The organism is Planococcus sp. CP5-4_YE, from assembly GCF_019042655.1.
GTDB lineage: Bacteria > Bacillota > Bacilli > Bacillales_A > Planococcaceae > Planococcus.
In genome coordinates this window covers 254,056-272,657 of record NZ_JAHPZO010000001.1, presented here as the reverse complement: position 1 = coordinate 272,657, position 18,602 = coordinate 254,056, and the positions used below count along the sequence as shown (strand labels likewise).

Below are 18,602 nucleotides of genomic sequence, written 5' to 3'. Positions count from 1 at the left end.
GAGAGGATTGTTTTATAGATGAAAAAAATCATATTGCTCGGGGCGACCGGCTCGATTGGCGTCCAGACAGCGGATATCATCCGGGAACATCCCGAAGAATTTTCACTGGTCGGATTATCTGCCGGTAAAAACATGAAAAAAACACGCGAGCTAATTCAAGAGTTCCAGCCGGAAGTCGTCTGTGTCCAGCTCGCTGAAGATGCGCGACAGCTGCAACAGGAATTCAAGGGTATTCATTTCGTCCATGGCAATAAAGGCTTGATCGAAGTATCGACTTATGAATCGGATGTTTTGGTCAATGCGGTGATCGGCAGCGTCGGACTCGAGCCGACTTTGGAAGCAATCAAGCTTGGCCGCACAATCGCCATCGCCAATAAAGAAACGCTTGTGACTGCGGGCCACCTGGTGATGCAAAGCGCTAAAAAATACGGTGCCGATATCTTGCCGGTGGATAGTGAACATTCCGCTTTGTTCCAAGCGCTAAACGGAGAAAGGATCGAACAAGCAAGCCGGTTAATCCTAACTGCTTCAGGTGGCAGCTTCCGCGACAAAACACGCGAAGAGCTCGTCGACGTCACAGTGGAAGACGCGCTCAATCATCCGAACTGGTCAATGGGATCCAAGATCACCATTGATTCTGCGACGATGCTGAATAAAGGGCTCGAAGTCATTGAAGCGCATGTACTGTTTGATTTTGCTTATGATGATATCGATGTCTTGCTGCATAGAGAGAGCATCATCCATTCTCTGGTCGAGTTCCAGGATACGAGCGTCATGGCGCAGCTCGGGACTCCCGATATGAGAGTGCCTATCCAGTATGCACTGTCCTATCCGGACCGACTGCCGCGCCCGACTGCCAAACGGCTGGACCTGGCTGAAATTGCCCAATTAAACTTCCGGGCGATGGATTATGAGCGCTTCCGTGCATTAAAGCTTGCATTTGACGCCGGGCGGGAAGGCGGCACGATGACCACTGTCTTGAATGCTGCCAATGAGCAAGCAGTCTCGATGTTCTTGAACCGTCAAATCGGCTTTTTACAAATCGAAGAATTCATCGAGCGGGCAATGCTTGCACATAAAACGATTGCATCCCCCGATCTTGAGACGATCTTGGCTGCAGATTCTGAAACGAGAAAAACTGTGGAAAACATGCTAAAATAGCGACAGATTAAAACCGAATAAGGTTTATGAAGGATGGGTTCAAAATGGAGACAGTATTAGCGTTCATCATCATTTTCGGCGCGTTAGTGTTTTTCCACGAACTGGGCCATTTCCTGTTCGCTAAGCGGGCCGGGATTCTTGTTCGTGAATTCGCAATCGGAATGGGCCCCAAGATTTTGGGCATTACTCGAGGCGAGACGCTGTATACGATTAGATTACTTCCAATCGGCGGTTATGTCCGCATGGCGGGTGAAGAGATGGATGCTATCCATCTGCAGGCAGGCCATCGCATCGGACTGCTATTGGATGAAAAGGGACAGGCAAAGAAAGTTATTCTCAACCAAAAGCATGTCTATCCCGATATCCTGTTTCTGGAAGTGGAACAAGCAGACCTCGAAAAAGATCTTTTTATCAAGGGCTATGATGAAGACGAGCAATTGGTGAATATCAAAGTCGCCCGAGATGCGGTAGTGGAAGAAAACGGGCGTGAAACGATCTTGGCGCCTTACGACCGCACATTCGACGCGAAAAATTTGCCGAACCGCTTCATGACGATTTTTGCTGGGCCATTTTTCAACTTCATCCTGGCATTTTTCATCTTCACAGCGATCGGCATGATGCAAGGTGTGCCGACTTTTGAGCCAGTCATTACCGAAGTGACAGAAGACAGCCCTGCTGAACAGGCAGGCATGCAAAACGGCGATTTGGTGACGGAGATCGATGGCCAATCAATAAGTACGTGGGATCAATTGGTTGAATCCGTACAAGACAGTGCTGGAACGGCTCTTGATTTCCAAGTGGAACGTGACGGCGAGCCATTAAGCTTTACGATCACCCCCGAACTGTCCGAGCAATCGGCAGAAGAAGTTGGTGTTATCGGTGTCTTGTATCAAAGTCCCGTTGAAAAAGACTTTTTCGGTTCATTCGCTTACGGTGCTGAACAGACAGTCTTTTGGTTCAAAGAAATTTTCCGCCTACTCGGTATGCTTGTGACAGGCCAGTTCACCATCGATGCCTTGTCGGGACCTGTAGGCATCTATAAAACGACTGAAGAAGTTGCCCAGTACGGCATTTTTACACTCATGAGCTGGGCCGGTATGCTAAGCATCAACTTAGGGATCATGAACTTATTGCCACTGCCAGCGCTTGATGGCGGACGCCTCATGTTCTTTGTTCTCGAAGCCTTGCGAGGCAAGCCGGTCGATAAGCAAAAAGAAGGGATGGTCCATTTTGTCGGGATCATGCTGTTGATGCTGTTGATGATCGTCGTTACCTGGAATGACATTCAGCGATTTTTCTTTTAACTGATGAAAGGAAAGCGTCTATCGCTTTCCTTTCTCTGCTACATAGAGATTTACAAATACAATGACCAGTTGAGGTGTATTCGGATATGAGACAAACATTAAGCTTTATCCCAACTTTAAGGGAAACTCCAGCTGATGCGGAAGTGAAATCGCATCAATTATTGCTGCGTGCAGGATTTATCCGCCAAAATACGAGCGGGATCTATTCATTCCTGCCGCTCGGTAAACGTGTTCTACACAAGGTCGAGAAAATTATCCGTGAGGAAATGGAAGCGATCAACAGCGTTGAAGTGTTCATGCCGGCTTTGCAACAAGCAGAACTTTGGCAGGAGACAGGACGTTGGTACTCTTACGGCGACGAATTGATGCGCTTAAAAGACCGCAACGACCGTGAGTTTGCACTTGGGGCGACGCATGAAGAAATCATCACGAGCTTATTGCGCGACGAAATCAAGTCCTATAAAAAATTACCGCTAACTTTGTACCAGATCCAGTCGAAGTTCCGCGACGAAAAACGCCCGCGTTTCGGTTTGTTGCGCGGACGCGAATTCCTTATGAAAGACGCGTATTCCTTCCATGCAACGACTGATAGCCTGGATAAAACCTACGACGATATGATGCAGGCCTACAGCAATATTTTCAGCCGCCTCGGATTGAACTTCCGTGCCGTCATAGCGGATTCAGGAGCAATAGGCGGTAAGGACAACCATGAATTCATGGTGCTGTCAGAAATCGGTGAAGATACCATCGCTTATTCGGACAGCTCACCTTATGCTGCCAACATCGAAATGGCGGCTGTTCAAATGGATTACCCAATATCTGATGAACAAGCTCTTACTGTCGAAAAAGTGGAGACTCCTGACCAAAAGACCATCGCACAAGTGGCGGAATTCCTTGAGACGACTTCTGAAAACTGCATCAAGACCTTAGTGTTCAAAGCGGACGATGAGTTGATCGTCGTATTGTCGAGGGGCGACCACGAAGTGAATGATGTGAAAGCCAAGCACATATCAGGCGCTAAGTTGATCGAACTGGCAACTCCTGAAGAAGTGCGTGAATTACTGTCATGTGATATTGGCTCGATCGGGCCTGTGGGCTTACCGGCTGGTGTCCGCGTATTTGCGGACAGCGCCGTTAAATCAATCGTCAACGGCGTGACAGGTGCCAATGAAGACGGCGTCCATTTGAAAAATGTCACGCCTGGTGAAGATTTCACTGTAGAAGCTTACGGAGACTTGCGCTTTGTGAAAGAAGGGGATCCGTCTCCAGATGGAAAAGGCACAATTCAATTTGCCAGAGGCATTGAAGTTGGGCATATCTTCAAATTGGGTACGACTTACAGTGAACCGATGAAAGCGACCTTCCTCAATGACCAGGGCAAAGCGATGCCTTATATCATGGGCTGTTACGGCATTGGCGTTTCGCGCATTGTGGCAGCTGTCGCAGAACAATTCCAAGACGATTCCGGATTTACGTGGCCGAATGCGGTCGCACCGTATGAAATCCATGTAGTGCCTGTCAACGTCAAAGACGATGTCCAGCGCGAAACTGGCGAAGAAATTTATGAACACTTGAAAGCGCAAGGATTCGAAGTGCTGCTCGATGACCGCAAGGAGCGTGCCGGTGTGAAATTCGCCGATGCTGACTTGATTGGCTTGCCACTCCGCATTACTGTGGGCAAGCGGGCTGCAGAAGGAATTCTGGAAGTGAAAATCCGCGAAACCAATGAAACGGTCGAATGGCATAAAGATGAAGTGCTCGACAAGGTACGCGATTTCTTTAAGAAATGAATAATAATCTGATATGATAAAAGGAAAGTACAACCGTACTTTCCTTTCTTTTTCTGAAATAAATGGCGAAGGGGATAATCATGATAAATGAGCAAGACGCCAAAATGAGATTTAAATTGCTGCTGCAGCATCTGGAGTTAACCGACGATGTCCACATGCCATATTTTGAAGAGGCGGAATTGACGCGCATGACGGTCCACAAGAAAGACCGGGCATGGCGCTTTCTCGTCAAACTCAATCAAGTGCTGCCGCTTGAATTGTTTATTATTTTCCGCGAGCGGCTGCAAGCCAAGTTTTCATCGATTGCAAGCGTTCAAGTGCATATAGAAACACCCACGCAACAAGCAGATGGCGAACAAGTCGCCGCATACTGGCGGCATGTCGTCGACGAATTAGCGGATATGGCACCGCCATTGCGTGAGCGCCTATTGTCGCAAGCACCTGTGTGGAACGGCAATAAATTGATTGTCGACTGCTGCCATGAACACGAGATGATGGCATTGAAATCGAAGTACACCGAAAAACTGAGCCAGGTATTCCAGCAATTCGGATTTCCTGCGTTTACAATCGATTTCCAGCTATCGGCAGAAGACCAACAAGAAGCGCGTGCGGCCTTTATGGAAGAACGCAAAGCCGAAGAAGAAGCGATGGCCAAAAGAGCGGTCGCGGATATGAAGAAACGCGAGACCGAACGCAAAGAGAATGGCGCGCCGTCCGGGCCGTTCCAAATGGGTTCTGCCATCAAACCGGATGAGCCGATTGTCGAGATCCGTTCGATTGTCGATGAAGAACGCCGCGTGACTATCGAAGGATTTGTCTTTGATGTTGAAGTGCGCGAATTGCGCAGCGGCCGTTCGCTATTGACCGTCAAGATGACCGATTACACAGATTCGATTCTCGTCAAAATGTTCTCGCGCGATAAAGAAGACGCAGAGCTCATGGCGCAGGCGAAAAAGGGTATGTGGCTGAGAGCCAGGGGCTCAATTCAAACCGATACCTTTGTAAGAGACCTGGTTATGATGTCGAACGACATGGTCGAAATCAATCCATCGGTCCGCAAAGATACCGCTGAAGTGAAGCGGGCAGAATTACATCTGCATTCACCCATGAGCCAAATGGATGCGGTCTCTTCGATTGGATCATTGGTCGAACAAGCGGCAAAATGGGGGCATCCGGCGATTGCCGTCACGGATCATGCCGGCGTACAAGCCTTTCCAGATGCGTATGCCGCGAGCCAAAAGCACGGCATCAAAGCGATATTCGGATTGGAAGCGAATTTAGTGGATGACGGTGTGCCGATTGCTTACGAAGAACGCCACGCCTTGCTTGAAGAAGAAACTTTTGTTGTCTTTGACTTAGAGACGACCGGATTATCCGCCGTTTATGACACAATTATCGAACTGGCAGCGGTCAAAATCAAGGGCGGAAATATCATCGATAAATTCGAGCGTTTCGCCAATCCGCACCATCCCTTGTCTGCGACGACGATCGATTTGACGGGCATCACAGATGATATGGTCCGAAACGCACCCGAAGTGGAAGAAGTCATCCGCGAATATCATGAATGGGCAGGCGATCATATCATGGTTGCGCATAACGCATCATTCGATATGGGCTTCCTGTATGTCGCCTATAAGAAATATGGCATCGATAAAACGCATGCCACGATTGATACCTTAGAACTTGCCCGCATGCTTCACCCGGAAATGAAAAACCACCGTTTGAACACGCTGGCGAAAAAGTTCAATATCGAACTGACGCAGCATCACCGCGCCATCTATGATACCGAAGCGACCGCTTACCTGTTAACGCATCTATTGAAAGAAGCGGATGATAAAGGCATTCTATACCACGATCAATTGAATGATTACGTCGGTACGGGAGATTCCTATAAACGTTCGCGTCCGACTCATTGTACGCTGCTTGCCAAAGACCAGGAAGGCTTGAAGAATTTGTTTAAGCTTGTGTCAGCATCTCACATCAATTATTTTTACCGCGTGCCGCGTATCCCGCGTTCGCTCCTCCAGCGCCACCGGAAAGGCTTACTTGTCGGTTCAGGCTGTGATAAAGGTGAAGTGTTCGAAGCGGTCATGCAGAAATCGATGGAAGAAGTCGAACGGACGGCACAGTTCTATGATTATTTGGAAGTGCATCCGAAAGAAGTGTACCAGCCATTGATCGACCGTGAATTGATCCGCGACGAATGGAATTTGGAAGACATCATCCGTAAATTGGCCAAAGTGAGCCGCAAGCTTGATAAGCCGCTGGTCGCGACAGGAAATGTCCATTATCTAGACGAGACGGATGCCATCTTCCGCCAAGTGCTGATCGGTTCGCAAGGCGGTGCAAATCCGCTCAACCGTTCGACATTGCCGAAAGTGCATTTCAGGACGACCAATGAAATGCTCGATGCGTTTGATTTTCTAGGGGAAGAAACGGCACGTGAGATTGTTGTCGAAAATTCCTTGAAAATCGCTGACATGATCGATGTCGTCAAACCGATCAAAGATGAATTGTATACACCAAAAATTGAAGGAGCGGATGAGGAAGTCCGTGAACTCAGCTATACGATGGCGCGATCGATTTATGGCGATGACTTGCCAGAGATTGTCGAAGCGCGCATCGAGAAGGAACTGAAATCGATTATCGGACACGGCTTCGCGGTTATTTACTTGATTTCACATAAACTAGTAAAAAAATCACTGGACGACGGCTACCTCGTCGGTTCGCGTGGGTCGGTCGGCTCTTCACTTGTTGCGACGCTCACTGAGATTACGGAAGTTAACCCTTTGCCGCCTCATTATGTGTGCCGCAAATGCAAAAAAGCCGAGTTTTTTGATGACGGCTCAGTCGGCTCTGGTTTTGACTTGAAAGATAAGGACTGTCCAGATTGCGGGATTCCGTATAAAAAAGATGGACAGGATATCCCGTTTGAAACCTTCCTCGGGTTTAAAGGCGATAAAGTACCCGATATCGACTTGAACTTCAGTGGGGAGTATCAGCCGCAAGCGCATAATTACACGAAAGTACTGTTTGGCGAAGACAATGTCTTCCGGGCGGGCACAATCGGAACCGTGGCAGAAAAAACAGCCTACGGTTACGTGCGCGGTTATGCCAATGATCGAGATATGACGATACGCGGCGCGGAGATCGACCGTTTGGTGCAAGGCTGTTCCGGCGTCAAACGCAGCACAGGCCAGCATCCGGGCGGCATCATCGTTGTGCCTGATTATATGGACATCTACGATTTTTCGCCGATCCAGTTTCCGGCGGATGCACAAGACTCCGAATGGAAGACAACTCATTTCGACTTCCATTCGATCCACGATAACTTATTGAAGCTTGATATTCTCGGGCATGATGACCCAACGGTTATCCGCATGTTGCAGGATCTGTCCGGCATCGATCCGAAGACGATCCCGACAGATGATCCGGAAGTGATGAAGATTTTCGCTGGCCCCGAATCGCTCGGCGTCACGAAAGAGCAGATCGGCTGCAAAACCGGAACGCTCGGCATCCCAGAATTCGGGACGCGCTTTGTCCGCCAAATGCTCGAAGACACGAAACCGACGACGTTCTCTGAACTCGTGCAGATTTCCGGATTGTCGCACGGCACGGACGTCTGGCTCGGCAACGCACAGGAATTAATTCACAACGGCACATGCCAGCTGTCCGACGTCATCGGCTGTCGGGATGACATCATGGTCTACTTGATCTATCAAGGGCTTGAATCATCTTTGGCGTTTAAGATTATGGAATCAGTTCGGAAAGGGAAGGGCTTGACGCCGGAGATGGAAGCGGCAATGAAAGAGAAAGCCGTCCCGAATTGGTATATCGAATCATGCAAAAAAATCAAGTATATGTTCCCGAAAGCGCACGCCGCCGCTTACGTCTTAATGGCGGTCCGTATCGCTTATTTCAAAGTGCATTTCCCAGTCCTCTACTACGCAGCGTATTTCACAGTGAGGGCAGAAGATTTCGATGTCAACGCCATGGCAAAAGGGTCCCAGTCGATCCGTGCCAAAGTGGACGAAATCAATTCAAGGGGATTGGAAGCCTCGACGAAAGAGAAAAACTTGCTGACGGTCATGGAACTGGCGCTTGAAATGGTCGAACGCGGCTATTCGTTCCAAAAAGTCGATTTGTATAAATCGTCCGCAGATGAATTCCTAATTGAAGGCAATACCTTGATTCCGCCGTTTAATGCCATTCCAGGACTCGGCACAAATGCAGCGAAATCGATCGTTGCCGCAAGAGCGGAGGGCGAGTTCCTGTCGAAGGAAGATTTACAGCAGCGTGGGCGCGTCTCAAAAACAATCATCGAGTACATGGATGATCACGGTTGCCTAGAAGGAATGCCTGATGCCAATCAGCTGTCCTTGTTCTAGTCAGTTGCAGAGCGCCGCGAAGCATGGTATTATTGTAATAACATTTACTGATAGCTCTGTCGCAGAAGAGTGGGTTCTCCCGCTCTTTTCTGTTTGTTATGGCATATTATTGGCAGGAGGCATTTTATGAGCAAAATTACAGAACAAATTGAAGCAATGGCACAACCGATCGTCGACGAACTGGAACTTGAACTAGTCGATGTCGAGTTTGTGAAAGAAGGCAAGAACTGGTTCTTGCGCGTTTATGTGGACAATCCACAGGAGCCGATCGACATCGATCAATGCGCAATTGTCAGCGAGCGTTTAAGCGAAGAGTTGGACGCAACTGATCCAATCGAGCAGAATTATTTCTTGGAAGTATCATCACCAGGTGCGGAACGCCCGTTGAAAAAAGAAAAGGATTTCGAAAAAGCTTTGGAAAACTTCATCTACATCAAAACGTACGAACCGATTGAAGATGCGAAAGAATTCGAAGGTTATTTAAAGTCGTATGATGAAGAACAAGTAGAGATTGAGGTCAAAATCAAAACTCGTAGAAAAACCATCAGCATCCCGAGAAAGAAAATTGCCGTGATTCGTCTGGCGATCGATTTTTCTGCAAGCTGAATAGAAGAATTTAGGAGTGAATAACATGAGCAGTGAGCTATTGGATGCTTTAGAAGTGTTGGAGAAACAAAAAGGAATCTCGCGAGATGTGTTGATCGAAGCGATTGAAGCAGCGCTTGTCACCGCCTATAAACGCAATTTCAACCAAGCGCAAAACGTCCGTGTCGATTTGAATCTTGATACTGGAACAATGCTGGTCTACTCCCGTAAGGATGTAGTCGAGGAAGTCGAAGATGACCGCTTGCAGATTTCATTGGAAGATGCGCACGCTTTGAACCCAGTTTATGAAATCGGCGATATCGTAGAAGAGGAAGTCACACCGCGCAATTTCGGCCGAATTGCAGCCCAAACGGCGAAACAAGTCGTCACACAGCGCGTGCGTGAAGCAGAGCGCGGCTTGATCTTTGAGGAATATGTAGACCGTGCAGACGATATTGTCAACGGTATCGTTGAACGCATGGATGCCCGCAATTTATATGTTGGGCTAGGCAAAGTCGAAGCGGTATTGCCTCAGACGGAACAAATGCCGAACGAAAGCTACCAGCCGCATGACCGCATCAAAGTCTATATCACTAAAGTCGAACGCACAACACGTGGCCCGCAAGTGTTTGTATCACGCACACATCCAGGGCTGTTGCGCCGTTTGTTCGAAAACGAAGTGCCGGAAATCTATGACGGCATCGTCGAAATCAAATCAATTGCGCGTGAAGCAGGAGACCGTTCGAAAATCTCAGTCCACGCAAACGATGAAGAAGTGGATCCAGTCGGTTCATGCGTCGGGTCAAGAGGGGGCCGCGTGCAGACCATCGTCAACGAACTGGGCGGCGAAAAAATCGATATCGTGGAATGGTCAGAAGACCCGGTCGTATTTGTAGCGAACGCCCTTAGCCCTTCTAAAGTTTTGGATGTGCAAGTGAGTGAAGACGATAAATCGACGACAGTTGTCGTACCAGATTACCAATTGTCTCTTGCTATTGGTAAACGTGGGCAAAATGCGCGCTTGGCGGCAAAATTGACAGGTTGGAAAATCGATATCAAGAGTGAAACGGATGCCCGTGAATTAGGGATTTATCCGCCTGAAGGCGCGGTAATCGTCAAGACGGATGCTGAAAATGACACAGATGACTTTGATTTTTACGGCGAAGAAGAATAAGCTGAGAAGGTGATATCCGTTGGCTATGCAAAAGAAAATTCCGCTGAGAAAATGCGTCGCAACCGGTGAAATGCATCCGAAAAAGGACATGATCCGCGTGGTGCGTTCCAAAGAAGGAGAAGTATTCGTCGATCTTACCGGCAAAAAGTCAGGTAGAGGCGCTTATGTTTCCAAATCGGAAGATGCCATTGAATTGGCACGCAAAAAGAAGGTTTTGGACAAGCAGCTTGAAGTGAAAGTTCCAGGCGAAATCTACGAAGAGCTCGTCCATGCCGTACGCAGAGAGCAGCTGAAATCATGAATAAAGAAAAAATCCTGCAGTTTTTAGGACTTGCCACGCGTGCACGCAAGCTGGTAACCGGTGAAGAACTGGTCATTAGCGAAGTGCGCCGCGGCAACGCGAAATTAGTCATTGTGGCTGAAGATGCGTCCGAAAATACGAGAAAAAAACTGCATGATAAATGCAATTCCTATAATGTTCCAGTGCGCATAGGCGCTAGCCGCTATGAAATTGGCCATGCAATAGGAAAAGAAGCACGCGTCGTTCTGGCGATTACCGATAACGGTTTTGCCAAGAAAATGACGAGCTTGTTTGATGAAAACTAACCGGGGGTGAGCAGATGACCAAAATTCGAGTACATGAATACGCTAAAAAAGTAAATAAACCGAGCAAAGACATCATCGACGAATTGTCAAAAATGAATATCAAGGTCAATAATCATATGGCTACTTTAGAAGATAATGCTGTGACGAAATTGGACGGCATTTATAAAAAACCTGCACAAGGAAACCGTGCACAAGGTTCACAATCCCGCCCGCAAGGCCAAAACCAGCGTCGCGGTCAAAGTGGACAAGGAAGCCAAGGTGGGCAAAGCCGTCCTCAAGGCGGTCAAGGCCAGAACCGTACAGGTAGCCAAGGCGGACAAAACCGCACACAGGGTGGTCAAAACCGTTCACAATCGTCGCAGCAAGGCACAGGAACTGGAGCGAATGCTCAAGCAGGCCGCGGATCAAACTTCACGCCAAAAGCTGCTAAACCAGCTCCAGGACCAGGCCAACGCGGCCGTTCTGGTGGACCAGGCCGCGGCGGGCAAAATCGCAATCGTAAAGGCAAGCAGCAGCGTCCGGTAAACCCGATGCCGCCAATGCCGAAACGCGAAAAAGAATTGCCGTCAAAAATCACATTCAGTGAATCGTTGACTGTAGGCGATTTGGCGAAAAAATTAGGGCGCGAGCCTTCAGAAATCATCAAAAAGTTGTTCATGCTCGGCGTTATGGCAACGATCAACCAAGAGTTGGATAAAGATGCCATTGAACTCGTCTGTGCAGAATACGATGTAGAAGTAGAAGAAGAAATCTTAATCGACAAAACAGATTTGGAAGTCTACTTCGAACCTGAAGAAGAAGCCAAAAAAGAAGAACGCCCATCTGTCGTTACAATCATGGGCCACGTCGACCACGGGAAAACGACTTTGCTGGATTCAATCCGTCACACGAAAGTGACTGCTGGAGAAGCAGGCGGAATCACACAGCATATTGGCGCGTACCAAGTCGAAGAAGATGGCAAGAAAATCACGTTCCTCGATACACCAGGACACGCAGCGTTCACAACAATGCGTGCTCGCGGTGCGAAAGTAACTGATATCGCGATTATCGTCGTAGCTGCTGATGACGGCGTTATGCCACAAACAGTAGAAGCAATCAACCACGCAAAAGCGGCTGAAGTTCCGATCATCATCGCAGTCAACAAAATGGATAAACCGTCTGCTAACCCGGACCGCGTTATGCAGGAATTGACCGAGCATGGCTTAGTGCCTGAAGCATGGGGTGGCGAGACGATTTTCGTACCGCTTTCCGCTTTAAACGGAGACGGAATCGATACATTGCTTGAGATGATCTTGCTTGTCTCTGAAGTGGGGGAACTAAAAGCAAATCCTGGCCGCCGTGCAATCGGTACGGTTATTGAAGCAGAACTCGACAAAGGCCGTGGATCGGTCGCGACATTGCTCGTACAAGATGGCACTTTGCATGTTGGTGACCCAATCGTTGTCGGCAATACGTTCGGACGCGTCCGTGCGATGGTCAATGACCTTGGCCGCCGTGTGAAAACTGCTGGGCCTTCGACGCCAGTTGAAATTACTGGTCTTAGTGATGTGCCACAAGCAGGCGACCGTTTTGTTGTCTTTGAAGATGAGAAAACAGCCCGTCAAATCGGTGAAGCGCGCTCGGCTACTGCCTTGCAGGAAATGCGTTCTGAAAAGAACCGCGTAACACTGGATAACTTGTTTGATCAATTGAAACAAGGCGAGATGAAAGAGTTGAACTTGATCGTCAAAGCAGATGTTCAAGGAACAGTTGAAGCTATGGCTGCTTCTCTCTTGAAAATCGATGTAGAAGGCGTTAACGTCAAAGTCATCCACACGGGTGCTGGAGCAATCACAGAGTCCGATGTATCCCTAGCGGCAGCTTCTAATGCCATTATCATCGGCTTTAACGTACGCCCGGATGTCAACGCTAAACGCGCGGCGGATGCAGAAGGCGTCGATATTCGCTTGCACCGCATCATCTACAAAGTAATCGAAGAAATCGAAGCCGCAATGAAAGGCCTCTTGGACCCAGAATTCGAAGAGAAAATTATCGGCCAAGCAGAAATCCGCAGCACCTTCAAAGTATCTAAAGTCGGAACGATTGCCGGAAGCTATGTAACAGAAGGCAAGATTACACGCGATAGCGGCGTACGTGTCATCCGTGATGGCATTGTCGTCTTCGAAGGCGAAATCGATACATTGAAACGCTTTAAGGATGATGCAAAAGAAGTTGCCAAAGGCTACGAATGTGGTGTGACGATCAAAAACTTTAACGATGTCAAAGAAGGCGACATCATCGAAGCGTACATCATGGAAGAAATCGAAAGAAAATGATCCTCTCAATGGAATGCGAGTTTTTTATCCCGACCGCGCATTCATTGAAAGATAAACGGGCCATCGTCAAAAGCATGGTGACCCGCACGAAACAGAGATTCAATGTGTCAGCGGCGGAAGTCGATCATCAGGAAGTTTGGCAGCGCACGCGCCTCGCATTTGTCACGGTCTCTTCTTCAAAAGAAGCAGCGGAACGTGAAATGGCTCATGTGCTGCGATTTCTTGAAAGTAATCCGTCGTGGGAATGCATGGAAATAGAGAACGAATATTTGTAAGAACGGAGTGGATTCGAAATGTCATCAATGCGCTCGAATCGTGTAGCTGAGCAGATGAAAAAAGAGCTTGGCGAAATTATCGGCAGAAAATTGAAAGACCCACGCATCGGCTTTGTTACAGTGACGGATGTCGAAGTGACGGGCGACCTTCAGCAAGCAACAGTCTATATCAGCGTATTGGGCGACGACAAAGAGAAAGAGCAGACTTTGCTCGGCCTCGCCAAGTCCAAAGGATTCATCCGCTCGGAAATCGGGCAGCGGATCCGTTTGCGCAAGACTCCTGAATTGGCTTTTGAAATCGATTCGTCTGTCGCATACGGCAATCGGATTGAGTCATTGCTGCGGGATATCAAAGATCCAACAGAAGAATAAACCGAAAGCCTGCCCGTCTATTTTTAGACAGCAGGCTTTTTTCTACATAGTACCGATCGGTGTGACAGCCGATAAAGAAAGGGGTATTGGCCATGGAACCGAATGGAATTCTTCCATTATGGAAAGAACCGGGTATGACCTCCCACGATTGCGTTTTCCGTTTGCGCAAAATCCTGAAAACAAAAAAGGTCGGGCACACCGGGACGCTTGATCCACAAGTAGACGGTGTCTTGCCAATTTGCTTAGGGCGATCGACCAAAGTGGCGGAGTATATCACTGATCAAGGAAAAACATACGAAGCTGAAGTATTGCTTGGTTTTTCAACGGAAACAGAAGATGCCGAAGGTGCAGTAGTGGAACAAGATGCGAGCGACAAAACAATTAGCCGCAAACAGTTAGAAGATGCATTGCAAAGCCTAACCGGCGACATTGAACAAATCCCGCCGATGTATTCCGCAGTCAAAGTGAACGGCCGAAAGCTTTATGAATACGCGCGCAAAGGCGAATCGGTAGAGCGTCCGGTGCGGACGGTACGTATCGACTCGATTGACCTATTGGATGACGGGGATATTTGGGAAGGGCAGAATATCCGTTTCCGCATCCGCATCCGTTGCGGGAAAGGGACTTATATCCGGACACTCGCTGTCCAGATTGGCGAAGCGCTTGGCTATCCAGCTCATATGTCCCAGCTAACACGCACGCAATCCGGCAGTTTTACGAAGGAACAATGTGTGACACTTGCCGAAGTGGAGGAAATTGCGCAAAATGGGGATATCGGTTCTATTTTGCAGCCTCTTTCCTATGGCTTGAGTGCTTTCCCTTTTGAAGAAATCACAGCGGATTTACTGTTTGGCATCAAAAATGGCCAAGTACTTGAGGAACATCCGGTCTTGAAAACGGAACCGTTTGTCGTTTTCACATATCAAGGCAAACCGGCAGCATTATACAAAAGACATCCGGAAAAGCCGGGCAAAATGAAACCCGAAAAAATGTTTGGATTTCCTCCAACGGACGAGGTGTAGTATGAAAATCATTCACTTGAGTTATCCTCACGAGATGAAAGCACAAGAACACGGCCCGCTGTCGATGGCAATCGGCTTTTTTGACGGCGTTCACCGCGGTCACCAGAAAGTAATTGGCACGGCAATTGACAAAGCTCAGGCAGGCGGAATGAAATCTGCCGTTATGACCTTCGACCCGCATCCATCGCTCGTACTTGGCGGCCGCAAAGAAGAAGTTTTCTATATCACGCCTCTTGGGCAAAAAATGGAAATCTTGCAGGAAATGGGCGTCGATATTTGCTATATTGTCCGTTTCACTTCGGAATTTGCCAAATTATCTCCTGAACAATTCATCGCACATTTCATCGATGGCTTGGGCGTCAAGGAAGTCGTAGCAGGTTTTGATTTTTCGTTCGGCTTTAAAGGCGGCGGTGATATGGACTTGATGGAGTCGGCCGGCAAAGGGCGCTATAATGTCACAACCGTTGGCAAAATCGAAGCAGAAAATGAAAAGGTCAGTTCGACCCGCATTCGCCATCTATTGAAAGACGGGCTCGTCGAACCTGTCCATCGCCTGCTTGGCAGGCCCTACCGGATTTCCGGCACCGTTGTCAACGGCGACAAGCGCGGGCGTACGATTGGCTTTCCGACGGCGAACGTCGAACCCGAACTCGGCACATTCGTTCCGAAGCGCGGCGTCTATGCTGTGCGGATTGAAGTGCAAGGCGCTTATTTCGATGGTGTCTGCAATGTCGGCTACAAACCGACATTCAATAACCCCGATGTCAAAAATCTGGTCATTGAAGTCCATATCCTGGATTTCGATAAGTCAATCTATGGTGAGAAAGTCGTCGTTGAATGGCATAAGCGTATCCGCGATGAACAGAAATTTTCCGGCATCGATGAATTGAAAACCCAAATCGGGCAGGATAAAGACACCGCAAAGCAATATTTCGAAGTGTAAAGCAGACAGTTGATTTCAGGAAATCCCTGTGCTATGATATCAAAGTACTGAACGTACTAACCATTGCTTGGCACATCGAATCACCAACGTTTGCTAGGTAATAGGGGCTATCAGAGATTAGGAGGTGGAACAGCATGGCAATCACTCAAGAACGTAAAAATGAATTGATCAATGAATACAAAGTGCATGACACTGATACTGGTTCTCCAGAAATTCAGATCGCCATTCTTACAGAAGACATCAACAACTTGAACGAGCACTTGCGTACCCACAAGAAAGATCACCATTCACGTCGTGGTCTATTCAAAATGGTTGGACGCCGTCGTAACTTGCTTAAATACCTACGCGAGAACGATGTACAACGCTACCGTGAGTTAATCGGAAGACTTGGCCTACGCCGATAATAGCAAGCAGAGAAAGCGGGATTCGTCCCGCTTTTTCTTTATGCTTAAAACTTATCATTGAATCGCACTTGATGTGCTTTTTTGATACACTATTGAAAGATACATACTACAACGAAACACAGTAAGAGAGGAGCTCGACTATGGAGCAAACAAAAAAGACTTATTCATTTGACTGGGCTGGCCGCGAACTAAAGGTCGAAGTCGGTCAATTGGCTAAACAAGCGAACGGAGCGGCATTGATCCGTTACGGCGATACAGCGGTACTATCTACTGCAACCGCATCGAAATCACCGAAGCCATTGGATTTCTTTCCACTTACGGTGAACTATGAAGAGCGCCAATACGCAGTCGGAAAAATCCCGGGTGGATTCATCAAACGCGAAGGGCGCCCGTCTGAAAAAGCGACTTTGATCAGCCGCTTGATTGACCGTCCATTGCGTCCGCTATTCCCTGACGGTTTCCGCAACGAGGTACAAGTCATTTCCATGGTTATGTCAGTCGATCAGGACTGCCCATCTGAAATGGCTGCGATGTTTGGATCGTCACTCGCTTTGATGATTTCAGATATTCCATTCGACGGGCCAATCGCAGGCGTCATTGTCGGCATGATTGATGGCGAGTACGTTATCAACCCGACAGGCGAACAACTGGAGAAAAGCTCGATCAACTTGACGGTTGCCGGTACAAAAGACGCCATCAATATGGTAGAAGCCGGTGCGAAAGAAGTGTCTGAAGAGGCTATTCTTGAAGCGATCATGTTCGGCCACGAAGAAATCAAGAAATTGATCGCTTTCCAAGAAGAAATCGCTGCAGAAGTGGCTAAAGAGAAATCGGCCGTCCAATTATACGAATTGGATGCGGACTTGACGGCTGAACTGAAAACAGCTGTGGAACAAGACATGAATGCAGCTGTTCAAGTAAACGAAAAGCAAGCGCGCAATGAAGCCATTGCCGCTGTTCGCGAACGTGCGCTTGAAGCCTATGCAGATTCAGAAGACGATATTAAAAAACAAGCAGGCCAAGTGCTCGATAAAATGGTTAAAGATGAAGTCCGCCGTCTGATCACGGATGAGAAAATCCGTCCAGACGGCCGTGGCCCGTCCGAGATCCGCGCACTTTCTTCTGAAGTCGGCGTTCTTGCACGTACTCACGGTTCTGGCCTTTTCACGCGCGGCCAAACGCAGGCAATGAGCATCTGTACCCTTGGCGCACTTGGTGATGTTCAAATCATCGATGGCCTTGGCTTGGAAGAGACGAAGCGGTTTATGCACCATTACAATTTCCCGTTATTCTCTGTTGGGGAAACTGGCTTCTTGCGCGGCCCTGGCCGTCGCGAAATCGGCCACGGGGCACTAGGCGAACGGGCTCTTGAAGCGGTTATTCCAAATGAAAAAGATTTCCCTTATACGATTCGACTCGTTTCCGAAGTGTTGGAATCGAACGGTTCAACATCGCAAGCAAGTATCTGTGCTTCGACTTTGGCGATGATGGACGCGGGTGTACCGATTAAAGCACCGGTTGCCGGCATTGCAATGGGCCTTGTGAAAAAAGGCGAGAACTATACGGTTCTGTCTGACATCCAAGGAATGGAAGACCATCTCGGCGATATGGACTTTAAAGTTGCCGGAACAGCAGATGGTGTCACTGCCCTTCAAATGGATATTAAAATTGACGGCTTGTCCCGTGAAATTCTCGAAGAAGCATTAACACAAGCGAAAATCGGGCGTCTGCACATTTTGGAGTCGATGATTGCGACAATCAACACACCGCGCACGACATTGTCCAAATTTGCGCCGAAGATTATCATGGTGAAGATCAATCCAGACAAAATCCGCGACGTCATCGGGCCGGGCGGAAAAGTCATCAATAAAATCATCGATGAAACGGGCGTTAAGATCGATACAGAACAAGATGGTACGATTTTCATTTCTTCTGTTGATGAAGAAATGAACGCTAAAGCGAAAGCGATGATCGAAAACATCGTGCGCGAAGCAAAAGTCGGCGAATATTACGAGGGCGCCGTTAAACGCATCGAAAAATTCGGCGCATTCGTTGAACTGTTCCCAGGCAAAGACGGCCTTCTCCACATTTCAGAAATCCAGGAAGAACGGACAAAAGAAGTGGAAGATGTCTTGAAAATGGGCGATGTTGTGAAAGTAAAAGTTATCGAAATCGATCGTCAAGGACGCGTTAATTTGTCCCGCAAAACGGTTTTGAAAGAAGAAAAAGAAGCAGCTGAAAAGGCATAAAACGTTAAATAAAA

15 protein-coding genes are annotated in these 18,602 nt (G+C 48.1%); all 15 read left to right on the top strand.

The window, feature by feature from the left end:
• The first annotated feature begins 18 nt into the window (after window positions 1–18).
• The 15 genes from dxr to pnp all read left to right on the top strand — a co-directional run bounded on the left by dxr (window position 19) and on the right by pnp (window position 18,588).
• On the top strand, window positions 19–1,161 hold the full coding sequence (dxr, locus tag KTG14_RS01370; RefSeq protein ID WP_216968692.1) for a 1-deoxy-D-xylulose-5-phosphate reductoisomerase: 1,143 nt from the start codon (window positions 19–21) through the stop codon (window positions 1,159–1,161).
• A 44-nt stretch (window positions 1,162–1,205) separates the two neighbouring features.
• A complete protein-coding gene (gene rseP / locus KTG14_RS01365) occupies window positions 1,206–2,465 on the top strand; it encodes an RIP metalloprotease RseP (protein ID WP_216968690.1) in 1,260 nt (419 codons plus the stop codon).
• An 86-nt stretch (window positions 2,466–2,551) separates the two neighbouring features.
• Window positions 2,552–4,255, top strand: coding sequence for a proline--tRNA ligase (locus KTG14_RS01360; protein ID WP_216968688.1), 1,704 nt, complete (start codon window positions 2,552–2,554; stop codon window positions 4,253–4,255).
• 80 nt (window positions 4,256–4,335) lie between these two features.
• A complete protein-coding gene (locus tag KTG14_RS01355) occupies window positions 4,336–8,643 on the top strand; it encodes a PolC-type DNA polymerase III (protein WP_216968685.1) in 4,308 nt (1,435 codons plus the stop codon).
• Window positions 8,644–8,769: 126 nt separating this feature from the next.
• Window positions 8,770–9,249, top strand: coding sequence for a ribosome maturation factor RimP (gene rimP, locus KTG14_RS01350; RefSeq protein WP_068485948.1), 480 nt, complete (start codon window positions 8,770–8,772; stop codon window positions 9,247–9,249).
• A gap of 25 nt (window positions 9,250–9,274) precedes the next feature.
• Window positions 9,275–10,402, top strand: coding sequence for a transcription termination factor NusA (gene nusA, locus KTG14_RS01345; protein WP_216968684.1), 1,128 nt, complete (start codon window positions 9,275–9,277; stop codon window positions 10,400–10,402).
• 19 nt (window positions 10,403–10,421) lie between these two features.
• A complete protein-coding gene (rnpM, locus tag KTG14_RS01340; protein WP_216968681.1) occupies window positions 10,422–10,703 on the top strand; it encodes an RNase P modulator RnpM in 282 nt (93 codons plus the stop codon).
• A complete protein-coding gene (locus tag KTG14_RS01335) occupies window positions 10,700–11,008 on the top strand; it encodes a YlxQ family RNA-binding protein (RefSeq protein ID WP_058380471.1) in 309 nt (102 codons plus the stop codon). The genes rnpM and KTG14_RS01335 overlap by 4 nt, the downstream gene beginning before the upstream one ends.
• A 14-nt stretch (window positions 11,009–11,022) precedes the next feature.
• Window positions 11,023–13,323 carry a translation initiation factor IF-2 gene (gene infB, locus KTG14_RS01330; protein ID WP_216968679.1) on the top strand — a complete coding sequence of 767 codons (2,301 nt, stop codon included), beginning with the start codon at window positions 11,023–11,025 and terminating at the stop codon, window positions 13,321–13,323.
• The gene (locus KTG14_RS01325; protein WP_068462819.1) at window positions 13,320–13,598 is read left to right on the top strand and encodes a DUF503 domain-containing protein; all 279 of its coding nucleotides are present in this window, start codon (window positions 13,320–13,322) and stop codon (window positions 13,596–13,598) included. The genes infB and KTG14_RS01325 overlap by 4 nt, the downstream gene beginning before the upstream one ends.
• Before the next feature lie 18 nt (window positions 13,599–13,616).
• Entirely contained in the window at window positions 13,617–13,970 is a 354-nt protein-coding gene (gene rbfA, locus KTG14_RS01320) for a 30S ribosome-binding factor RbfA (RefSeq protein ID WP_068462817.1), read from the top strand.
• Window positions 13,971–14,062: 92 nt separating this feature from the next.
• On the top strand, window positions 14,063–14,992 hold the full coding sequence (gene truB / locus KTG14_RS01315; protein WP_216968677.1) for a tRNA pseudouridine(55) synthase TruB: 930 nt from the start codon (window positions 14,063–14,065) through the stop codon (window positions 14,990–14,992).
• A 1-nt stretch (window position 14,993) separates the two neighbouring features.
• Window positions 14,994–15,935: a riboflavin biosynthesis protein RibF gene (gene ribF, locus KTG14_RS01310; protein WP_216968675.1), complete on the top strand. Its 942-nt coding sequence runs from the start codon at window positions 14,994–14,996 to the stop codon at window positions 15,933–15,935.
• Window positions 15,936–16,069: 134 nt separating this feature from the next.
• Window positions 16,070–16,339, top strand: coding sequence for a 30S ribosomal protein S15 (gene rpsO / locus KTG14_RS01305; protein ID WP_068462811.1), 270 nt, complete (start codon window positions 16,070–16,072; stop codon window positions 16,337–16,339).
• A gap of 140 nt (window positions 16,340–16,479) precedes the next feature.
• Window positions 16,480–18,588: a polyribonucleotide nucleotidyltransferase gene (gene pnp / locus KTG14_RS01300; protein WP_068462809.1), complete on the top strand. Its 2,109-nt coding sequence runs from the start codon at window positions 16,480–16,482 to the stop codon at window positions 18,586–18,588.
• The last annotated feature ends 14 nt before the right edge of the window (window positions 18,589–18,602 follow it).

Coding starts and splice junctions, on each gene's coding strand:
- dxr (WP_216968692.1), top strand. CDS start 19: ATGAAAAAAATCATATTGCTCGGGGCGACCGGCTCGATTGGCGTCCAG.
- rseP (WP_216968690.1), top strand. CDS start 1,206: ATGGAGACAGTATTAGCGTTCATCATCATTTTCGGCGCGTTAGTGTTT.
- KTG14_RS01360 (WP_216968688.1), top strand. CDS start 2,552: ATGAGACAAACATTAAGCTTTATCCCAACTTTAAGGGAAACTCCAGCT.
- KTG14_RS01355 (WP_216968685.1), top strand. CDS start 4,336: ATGATAAATGAGCAAGACGCCAAAATGAGATTTAAATTGCTGCTGCAG.
- rimP (WP_068485948.1), top strand. CDS start 8,770: ATGAGCAAAATTACAGAACAAATTGAAGCAATGGCACAACCGATCGTC.
- nusA (WP_216968684.1), top strand. CDS start 9,275: ATGAGCAGTGAGCTATTGGATGCTTTAGAAGTGTTGGAGAAACAAAAA.
- KTG14_RS01335 (WP_058380471.1), top strand. CDS start 10,700: ATGAATAAAGAAAAAATCCTGCAGTTTTTAGGACTTGCCACGCGTGCA.
- infB (WP_216968679.1), top strand. CDS start 11,023: ATGACCAAAATTCGAGTACATGAATACGCTAAAAAAGTAAATAAACCG.
- KTG14_RS01325 (WP_068462819.1), top strand. CDS start 13,320: ATGATCCTCTCAATGGAATGCGAGTTTTTTATCCCGACCGCGCATTCA.
- rbfA (WP_068462817.1), top strand. CDS start 13,617: ATGTCATCAATGCGCTCGAATCGTGTAGCTGAGCAGATGAAAAAAGAG.
- truB (WP_216968677.1), top strand. CDS start 14,063: ATGGAACCGAATGGAATTCTTCCATTATGGAAAGAACCGGGTATGACC.
- ribF (WP_216968675.1), top strand. CDS start 14,994: ATGAAAATCATTCACTTGAGTTATCCTCACGAGATGAAAGCACAAGAA.
- rpsO (WP_068462811.1), top strand. CDS start 16,070: ATGGCAATCACTCAAGAACGTAAAAATGAATTGATCAATGAATACAAA.
- pnp (WP_068462809.1), top strand. CDS start 16,480: ATGGAGCAAACAAAAAAGACTTATTCATTTGACTGGGCTGGCCGCGAA.